At 51.6% G+C, this 9,236-nt stretch carries 5 protein-coding genes; all 5 read left to right on the top strand.

Going from position 1 to position 9,236, the window contains the following annotated elements:
• Positions 1 to 212 precede the first annotated feature (212 nt).
• The 5 genes from V7651_RS18545 to V7651_RS18525 all read left to right on the top strand — a co-directional run bounded on the left by V7651_RS18545 (position 213) and on the right by V7651_RS18525 (position 9,190).
• Positions 213 to 1,304, top strand: a complete 1,092-nt coding sequence (locus tag V7651_RS18545) for a WD40/YVTN/BNR-like repeat-containing protein (protein WP_045699442.1) — start codon at positions 213 to 215, stop codon at positions 1,302 to 1,304.
• 46 nt (positions 1,305 to 1,350) lie between these two features.
• Entirely contained in the window at positions 1,351 to 3,678 is a 2,328-nt protein-coding gene (locus tag V7651_RS18540) for an efflux RND transporter permease subunit (RefSeq protein WP_290494597.1), read from the top strand.
• Positions 3,679 to 3,737: 59 nt separating this feature from the next.
• Complete coding sequence (locus V7651_RS18535) at positions 3,738 to 5,660, top strand: hypothetical protein (RefSeq protein WP_335614012.1); 1,923 nt, start codon at positions 3,738 to 3,740, stop codon at positions 5,658 to 5,660.
• Between the two features lie 37 nt (positions 5,661 to 5,697).
• Complete coding sequence (locus V7651_RS18530) at positions 5,698 to 7,128, top strand: outer membrane lipoprotein-sorting protein (RefSeq protein WP_290501604.1); 1,431 nt, start codon at positions 5,698 to 5,700, stop codon at positions 7,126 to 7,128.
• A gap of 175 nt (positions 7,129 to 7,303) precedes the next feature.
• Entirely contained in the window at positions 7,304 to 9,190 is a 1,887-nt protein-coding gene (locus V7651_RS18525; protein ID WP_418887267.1) for an AMP-binding protein, read from the top strand.
• Positions 9,191 to 9,236 lie beyond the last annotated feature (46 nt).

The raw sequence follows: 9,236 nt of genomic DNA, 5'->3' as shown, positions 1-9,236 counted from the left end.
TCGAGGGCATGACACCGCTCGGATTTGCCGCAAAGCCTGAAGACCATGTAGCGCTATATGCGTTGCTTGCCTGTCCGGTGTCGGCTCGATACGTCACAGGCACAACCATCTTGTCCGATGGCGGTATTGGCGTGGGCTGACCCAGCCTGAACGCGTTCACCAACTAAGTCGAAATTGTGCCAGCAGTGCTGGCGGTCTTTTGGATCAAATCTATGAACCTGCCGGTCTTCAAATTCGCTCATGCTGCCGCTGCTGCTGGGGTGCTTTACTTCTCCCAACCTGGGGCGCTGGCAGAGCAGGCCGTTTTATCGCCCCCCGACATAAGCCCTCGGTCAAATATAGAGATGCCAACTGACGGACGTGTACGGTTTGTTCCTGATAATTTATTTGCCGTCGATTTTGTCTCTGATTCTGTGGGCTGGGCGGGGGGATACTACGGGACACTACTGAAGACCGAGGATGGAGGAGGGCACTGGAAGCGCGAGCCCTTGCCGTTTACGGACTTAATTAGGCGAATCGACTTTGTGGACGAGGCCGTCGGCATTGCTGTCACGAGTAGAGGCAAGATCCTGAGGTCTGAAGACGGGGGAGCGCATTGGGAAGTTGTGCATGTTGAGCCGGGCATTAACTTGCGAGATGTCTACTGTCTCGACGCCCAGACAGCTTGGGTCGTCGGACATGAGGCTACAGTGCTTCACACGTCCGATGGCGGTAAAACGTGGCAAACTCAGGCGTTATCCGGATATCAGGGGCGTGATCTACCGAGATTGAATGGCATTACACGTCTCGAGGACGGGCGGTTGGTTTTGGTTGGGGAGTTCGGCCTGATAGCGTCGTCAATCGATGATGGATTGAGCTGGGAGGTGCTGGACGCGCCCGATGCCTCGGTCACATTCACAGCGGTAGATGCATGGCGTTCGGAGGCGCTAATATCTGGGCTTGGCGGCAAGCTTACAATGGTTCGATTTGGTTCGGACAGTGACGTTGAAGAGGGCTCGGAACGCTTAGAGGACCGTGTCCCGACGATCACAGCTTTGTCCTCGGGGACAGATGCGCATTTGTTCGATCTAACATTAGACCAAGATGGTGACGGAGTGATCGTAGGCCAGGGCGGGGTGGTACGTGTAAAAGCTGGATTGCCTGTATCGGAATTGCTGCCCCTGGAGAGTAAGCCAGGATTCCTTTGGTACGGAGGAATCTCAAAAACATCTGAACACGGATGGTATATTGTCGTTGGGGCGAACGGTGCCGTACTAAAAACCGAATTCGATGTCTCAGATCCGGAGCCGTTAGTGCGGTGGTAACAGGAGTAGTTCGCTTGTTGCAAATTCAATCAAAGGCTCAAATTCAGTGGTAAGTTATATTTCGAATTTCGTCATAAGATTTCCCAGAATCATTCTGGCAATCGCTTTTCTGGTCACATCGGGGGCGGCTTATTTCGGCGTGACAGGTGTCTCGTTGAAGGTCGTTCTCGAAGATATGCTGCCTGCAAACCATTCGAATGTCGAACTCTATAAGGAGTTCCGGAGTCAGTTTGGTGGAGTCAATAATGTCCTTGTCGAAGTCGAAAATAAAGCAGGCGACATCTACAATTCGGACTTTCTTGAAACGTATCGGGAAGTATCAGACGAGTTCTATTTTCACGATAACAATATCCGCCCTCTGTTTGAGGCGGCCAATCTCCGGAAGACGAGATCGGTGGCCGGCGGGGAGGGGCAAATTCTGGTTAGTCCTCTTATGTGGCCGGAAGTGCCCCGCTCTGAGTCTGATATGGAGCATTTCAAACAAATCGTCAGGGGGCAGTTTCTCGGCTCATTGGTTTCACTGGATGAGCATTCAATGCTTATTTCTGCCGAGCTTTCAGAGGAGGTGGATTCTCGGGAGTTCGTCGCCTTTATTGACAATCTAAAATCAGAATTCTCGACGAAAGATGTAAAAATATCAGTCGTTGGCAGACCCGTACTTCTGGGTACGGTTAAGAAATATCTGCCTCAGATGCTGTTGGTTTTTGCGGCGTCTGTGCTGGCTATCGCTGCCGTCCTACTTTTCTATTTCAGATCCTGGGTTGGCGTTGCTGTTCCAATGCTCGTGGCCTTCGCTGTCACGATTTGGGGCTTTGGCGTCATTGGCTTGGTCGGTTACAATCTTGATCCCCTGTTGCTCCTGCTGCCGTTTTTCGTCTTCGCCACTGTCTTATCCCATTCAGTTCAATTCGTTTCGCGCGTTTTCGATGAAATCGAAAATAGTGCCACCATGCGTGATGCAGTAAAAGAAGGCCTTGAGCGCCTTCTGTTCCCGAGCACTGCGGCTGTGATTACCGATGCAGCTGGATTTACGGTTCTGGCTCTGGTGACTATCCCAAGCATACAGTCGCTTGCCTTCATTTGCACGTTTTGGCTTCTAACGCTGACCCCGGGAATTATTGTTGCTGCGGCGTTCATGGCGGTCCTTCGGAAGCCGACAAAATTCCGCACCACCTTACCGGGTCAAGCCGCACTAGCCAAAATATTTGGGCTGAAAACGTCCAGATATGTATTCCTCCCGGCTTTTGTCGCTGCGTTGATTGCGGGCATTTTCATTTCGCAGGGGCTAAAAATAGGTGACGCAGAAGGGAGCCCGATCCTGTGGAAAGATTCCCAATACAACAAAGATGTCAAAAAAATCAACTCAAGCTTTGACCGTGTCGGTACGGATGTAATGCAGGCCTATTTCTCCGGTGATGGAGAGATCATGCTAGATCCGCGTGTGTATCATCAGATCGAAGCATTTGATCGCTATATTTACGAACGAGTTCTTCCGGCAACTCGCGCACAGAGCCTTGTTCCGATTGTAAAAAATATCAACATGGTTTTGTGGGAAGGGGACCCTTCATACCAAACAATTCCTGATACAGAAGAAGAAATAGGATTTAACATTTACATGTTCCGGTCTGGCGGTGAGCCAGGAGACTTTGCCGCCTATACGAACCCGGAATGGAGCATCGGTAAGCTCTCAATTTATACGGGGGAGCATAGTGCTGACACCGTGAATGCGTTGATGGCGGCGGGCCAAGAATTTCTAAACACCTATCAGTTTTCAGATGGGGAGCCGCGTGTGAGGTTCGCCGGCGGACAGATCGGTATAATTAAGGCGAGCAACGACGAGATCGAGCATAAAGAAAATGTGCTCCTTATTGCCATTATCATCGTTATCGCAGTTAACCTGCTCTGGCTATATCGATCACCCGCAGTTGCAGTCGTGATCATACTTGTACTGACGACATCTCACTTTATCACCATGAGTGTCATGACGCTTATGGACGTGGGGATGAACTTGAATACGCTCCCGCTTGCTGCGTTGGGTTTGGGCCGTGGTGTTGATTACAGCATCTACATGGCAGACCGGATACGCGACGAAATGAGGCACGGCCATGAATTCGCGAAGGCGACGGGCCGGGCGTTCAACACGTCTGGTATTGCCGTGATAGTTACGGCACTGACGATGATACTGCCGCTATTGCCGTGGTACTTCCTGTCTCCGATCAGGTTCCAAGCCGAGATGGGCGTTCTGTTGGCGATCATCTTGATGTTCAACATGGTGGGGGCGCTCACTGTTGTGCCTGCAGCAATCGGCTTGCTGAAGCCGCGGGGATTTCCGTTTAGCACACAGAAGAAAATAGTCAGGGCGATGGTTGGTTAGATTGAGGGCGATAGAGCCTGGCTGCGCATCGGAAAAAATAGAAAGTGAGGGAGAGAAAGATGAACACCAAGAATAAAAAAACTAAAACTAAGTCGCAAAAGCTATGCCTGCTCGGGGCTACAGCATTTTCCACAGTCCTTATGATGCCGCTAGCAGCGAATGCCGAGTCATTGGCTGAAGCGCTGAACCTGCCCGACAATGTCTGGGTGGGCGGACGTCTGACGCAAGGGACGGGCGTCTATTTTGACCGGTATGGTGGTGGAACTGGAGTGGGGCCTTCCCAGTTTGTAGCGCAGCTTCAGGCTGAGTGGACTCCCAATAGCAACGTGACGGTCGTTTCCGATTTTTGGCTGCGCGGCGATTGGTACTATGATCTTGATGATGGAGATTCAACCGGGCCTGGCACGCAAGACTTTACTAAGGGCCCTCCGTTTCTAGATCGCTTTGATTTTTTACTCTCGCAGGATGGGGCGCTCACGCTTCCTGAACCGTTTGGTAATAGCGGTGAAGAAAATCGCATACTCGATGATTTCGAGCAGGATGTGATTAGAGAGCTGTCGATAGCGTTTGCTGATTCAGAGGGACGCGCGTCGCTGAAGATTGGAAAGTTTCAGCGAGGGTGGGGGCAAGCAGATGGCTTGCGGCTTCTCGATATTCTGAATCCACAGGATCTCCGCCAAAGGAGTATATTTACAGACACCGAGGACTTGCGGATACCTCAGTGGAGTGCAGCCCTATCATTGGATATCGACCAGCTTGGGTTGGCTGCTCCTTTCGAGGGGTTAGGACTGAAGGATCCATCACTGGAAGTGATCTATACTCCGGTGGTGCGCCATTCCGAATTCATCGTGAATAATCCCACGCCGAATTCCAGTACGTCCGGAGGCCCCTTCGGTCTGCCTTTCCCGAGGTTGGTGGAAGGTCAGTCGGGTTTCGGCATGCCCTTGTTGGGAGCAAGGCTGTCGGACAAGGAAACAGACGACTGGGAAGATTCCGAGGTCGGCATGCGGCTAAAATTCGATGTGCTTGGCGGGCAAGGGACAATTAACGGATTTTACGGTTTTCAGGACCTGCCGATAGTCGTCAACACCGGCGCAACAGTTCATATTGGCACTTTTATCGGAGATCCAAATGCGGCGGGTGTAATCAATGTGCCTATTGATCTCCCAACCACTATAGGTGCGACGAATGCGCCTGGCCAGTACGTTGATTTCATCCAGGCTCTCGCAGCTGGTACTGCGGTGCCGGGGGACTTCCCGCTAATTCCGTTCGGCTGCCTTGATATTCTGGATCCGGGCGCTGGAGGGGTGCCGTGTTCTATTACTGCAGATTTTGACCTCGATTACACACTCCGGCAAAAGACCGTCGGCTTCTCATTCACACGCGATATGACGGAGCTCCGATTCGGTCGAAAGGATGTCTCTCCGGTACTGCGTTTGGAGGCCGCATACGAGTTTGACAAACCCTTCAACAAGGGGGTGATTCAGAACCCCTTTGTGCCCGGGCGGATGACCGTCGGCACACCAGCTCTCATCACTACCCGTGACGACACAATCGCGAGACGAGATCAGCTGTCTGTCCTGGTCGGATTTGATTATAATTTCTGGGTGCCGGGGTGGGAATCGCAGCGCAGTTCGATTTTTATGACAACTCAGTTTTTCGAGATCCATACCGAAGATGCTGATGGGCTCCTGTTTCAGGCGCCTTACGCGCTTACAAATGTTGAAGAGAACCAGGAATTCATAACTCAGACGTACACGAAGGGTTTCTTAAACGACAAAGTGACTCTGGATGGCTTGGCGATCTGGGACATGGATAAAGGTGGCGTTGCGATAAGGCAGAGAATAGATTTCTCCGTAGGAGGAGGAAATTGGAAGCCCAGAATTGAAGTGGGCTACTTTAGCGGGAAGGATGAGCAGGGCCTTTTGGGGCTCTATAACAAATCGGACTACGTTGAGTTTTCTCTGACCTACCAATTCTAGAGAAACATAACGATAACGCAAAGATGTCTGGTTCTTGATGATGGAGAAGAAAATGAAACGGTTAAGCTTGAAAAGCTTTCTGATCGGAGCGACGGCGCTTATGGCAGTTGCGACTGCTGCAACGCCCGTAGCGAATGCACAAGAAGATTATATCGAGCGCTGGAAGGCGTTTGCCAAGGAGACGGGCTTGCCCGAACACAAAGCCTGGGCTGATATGCTTGACAATGATGAGACCCGAAAACTTGAGAAAGAGTGGAAGGATTTCAGAGGTTACACGGCCTCGAGCCTCATAGAGGACGCCGATATTCCGGGCGAGCTAAAACCAGGGTTAATCATCACGAAAGACAACCTGGCGTCAATGCCTTGGTTGTCAGACTATCTTCCAAAGTTCTGGATTGATCGGCTCAATAGTGAGTGGATGGGTGTCAAGGGTATCCGCATTGTTCCCACGAACCATTATTATATGCAGAAAGCTCTGCTAGATGCGACCAAGAAGCTGGGCAAAGATCCCTTCACGATTAATGAAAAGGGCGAGTTGGTAGACAGGGACGGAAAGAATGGCGTTCTCACAAAGAGCGGATTGCCTTTCCTGACACCAAAAAATGGTGATGAACTAAACTGGTTGTTCAATGCGCACGGCGTGGGAACAGAAGATCTCTGGTTCAACCCGGTACTGATGACCGGCTGTAGCTCCAGCAATAAGGTCGAACGCTCTTACACAGGCAATATTTGGTGGCGCAAGATGGCGGGTAGAGTTGGTAAAACTCCGCTCGGTAATGTTCCGGGATATGAAGGTGTCACCGAAGCGGGTTCTTTGCTACTAACTTCGCCTAGGGATGTGCGAGGATTAGCCGGTGTCCGACTTCGGTACGCGGATGCTGACAAAGATGACAACTTCAAGATTTTCATCCCTACGCTCCGTCGTACTCGCACTCTTACTGGTACCAATGGCCAAGATCCAATTGCTCCGTCTCTGGAGCTCACTTGGGACGAATGGCGTAGTCAGTGGACCAAAACTGATAAACGCAAATTCAAGTACACCATGGTTAAAGAGGGCTTCGTATTAGCCGCACCGGAGGTTGGTGCAGCATACGATCCTTATCGTCCGGATGAGGCGCATTGCGCTCTGACGGGAATTGTTGACATGGAGCTGAGGCCGGTATGGGTTTATGATATCGATGATCTCACCAACAGCTACCAGTACTCCAAAAAACGCATTTGGGTAGATAAGGAACTCTACTATACCCAGTGGATGGAAATGTACGATCGTCGGGGTAACCTATGGCGGACTTGGGACGATTCACGCTGGTGGCAGCCCACAACGGGACGCGCAATGTGGCGTTCAGTGATTATTCCAAACTTGATTTCACAACGGCACACGATGCTCAGCATGTCGTCGGATTGGGAGAAAGTTGATCAGATGGACAATTCTTTGTTCGACGTCGATAAATTGAGAGACAAACGCTAGTCACTCTCGGGTTGGCATTCATCAAGATTGCCAACCCGCACGTGCTGCCGAGCTACGATTCACACCGAAGAAAATTGGAACTATCCCGTCTTGGTCACAGGCCGGAAACTGGTTGTGCGGTTGTAAAGAACATAGTGGCGGCAAGGTGGACCCGGCAGTATTGGAAGACATTCTTATGGGAAGTTATAGAACGACATACCAGAAATGGGAATCGGCACCTGATGAGTTTTGGGAGGCAGCGTCTCATGCCGTTGAGTGGTATAGACCTTACGACGTACTCAGAGAATCGAAAGATCATGCGACCCGTTGGTTTGTCGGCGCCGAATGTAACATATGCTGGAATGCTTTGGACCGCCATGTGCGCGATGGCCGTGGAGATGATCTGGCGCTGATTTACGATAGCGCAATGACGGGAGCGGTGCGGAAGTATACTTATTCTGAACTACTCGATGAGGTTGGTATACTTGCGGCCGTGCTAAAAGAGCGTGGGGTGAATGCCGGCGATCGGGTCTTGATTTACATGCCAATGGTTCCCGAGGCTGTGATTGCGATGCTTGCGACGGCGCGCATCGGAGCAGTCCATGTGGTCGTATTCGGGGGGTTCGCAGCTAGAGAGCTTGCCACTCGAATCGAGGACGCGACGCCAAGAATTGTGTTGTCAGCGTCCTGCGGGCTCGAGCCTGGTCGTATCGTTGAGTACAAGCCTCTCCTTGATGAGGCGATCAGGCTCAGCCCGCACAAACCTGAGTGTTCAATCATTTTCCAGCGTTCTAGCAGGTCGTGCGAGCTTGAGCATGAGCGGGACTTCGACTGGGCCGCCCTGGTTGAAACCGCAAGAACGGCTGGCGAGAGAGCCGAATGTGTGAGCGTGGCGTCTACCGACCCGCTATACATTCTGCATACATCGGGGACGACTGGAAAGCCGAAGGGTATCGTCAGGGATCACGGGGGGTATGCGGTCGCTCTCAAATGGTCGATGGCATATGTATACAATGTCAAACCGGGAGAGGTGTTCTGGGCCGCATCGGATGTAGGATGGGTCGTCGGTCATTCGTATATTGTGTATGGTCCGCTTCTTAACGCCAGTACGACAATACTGTTTGAAGGAAAGCCGGTCGGAACGCCAGACGCTGCAACCTTTTGGAGGGTGATTGAGCGGCACCGGGTTAATACGCTCTTCACGGCACCCACGGCGTTCAGGGCGATCAAGAAAGTCGACCCAGCAGGTTCATTACTTTCCGGTTACGATCATTCCGGTTTCAGACAGCTGTTTCTTGCGGGTGAACGAGCAGATACTGACACGATCCAGTGGGCAGAGCGTCTCCTTGATGTGCCAGTCGTAGATCACTGGTGGCAGACTGAAACAGGGTGGCCGATCGCAGCCAATCCGTTGGGAATAGAACAGCTGCCAACAGAATATGGTTCTAGCACAGTTCCTATGCCTGGATTTGATGTTCGCATTGTGGATGAGAGCGGTTCTGAAATGCCGCAAGGTGGGCACGGAGCTATTGTCATAAAGCTGCCGCTTCCACCGGGGTGTTTGCTGTCACTGTGGGAAGACGATGAGGCATTTCTAAAATCATACTTTGAGGAATATCCCGGATACTACAAGACCGGGGATGCCGGATATATAGACGATAAGGGCTACATCTTCGTCATGAGCCGCGTTGACGACATTATTAACGTTGCGGGTCATCGCCTGTCCACTGGTGCAATCGAGGAAGTGGTGGCGGCGCATCCAGATGTCGCGGAGTGCGCCGTTATTGGAGTTGCAGATTCTTTGAAGGGAGAATTACCAATTGGGCTCATCGTTTTGAACGATGGGGTCACGCGTGCAGAGGAAGAAATTACGAGAGAAATCGTAAACTTGGTGAGAACCGAAATTGGTCCGGTAACTGCCTTCAAGCGCGTCATCGTTGTCGATCAACTTCCAAAAACAAGGTCGGGAAAGATTCTACGGAGAACGATCAAGAGCATTGCGGAGTCGCAAGACTATGTAGTTCCGGCGACGATCGATGACCCGCAGGTATTGAATGATATCACTTCAGCCATTGCTCGGTAGGCGCGTATCCGGCCTCACCACAATGGCAAATGTCTTGGCGGCCCAC

Source organism: Hyphomonas oceanitis (assembly GCF_036964545.1).
Classification (GTDB): domain Bacteria; phylum Pseudomonadota; class Alphaproteobacteria; order Caulobacterales; family Hyphomonadaceae; genus Hyphomonas; species Hyphomonas oceanitis.
Note: the sequence above shows the minus strand (reverse complement) of the source record. Positions and strands in the feature narration are given on the sequence as shown.

Excerpts from the sequence above, each read along its gene's own strand:
- V7651_RS18530 (WP_290501604.1), top strand. The coding sequence starts at position 5,698 with ATGATGGAGAAGAAAATGAAACGGTTAAGCTTGAAAAGCTTTCTGATC.
- V7651_RS18525 (WP_418887267.1), top strand. The coding sequence starts at position 7,304 with ATGGGAAGTTATAGAACGACATACCAGAAATGGGAATCGGCACCTGAT.
- V7651_RS18535 (WP_335614012.1), top strand. The coding sequence starts at position 3,738 with ATGAACACCAAGAATAAAAAAACTAAAACTAAGTCGCAAAAGCTATGC.
- V7651_RS18545 (WP_045699442.1), top strand. The coding sequence starts at position 213 with ATGAACCTGCCGGTCTTCAAATTCGCTCATGCTGCCGCTGCTGCTGGG.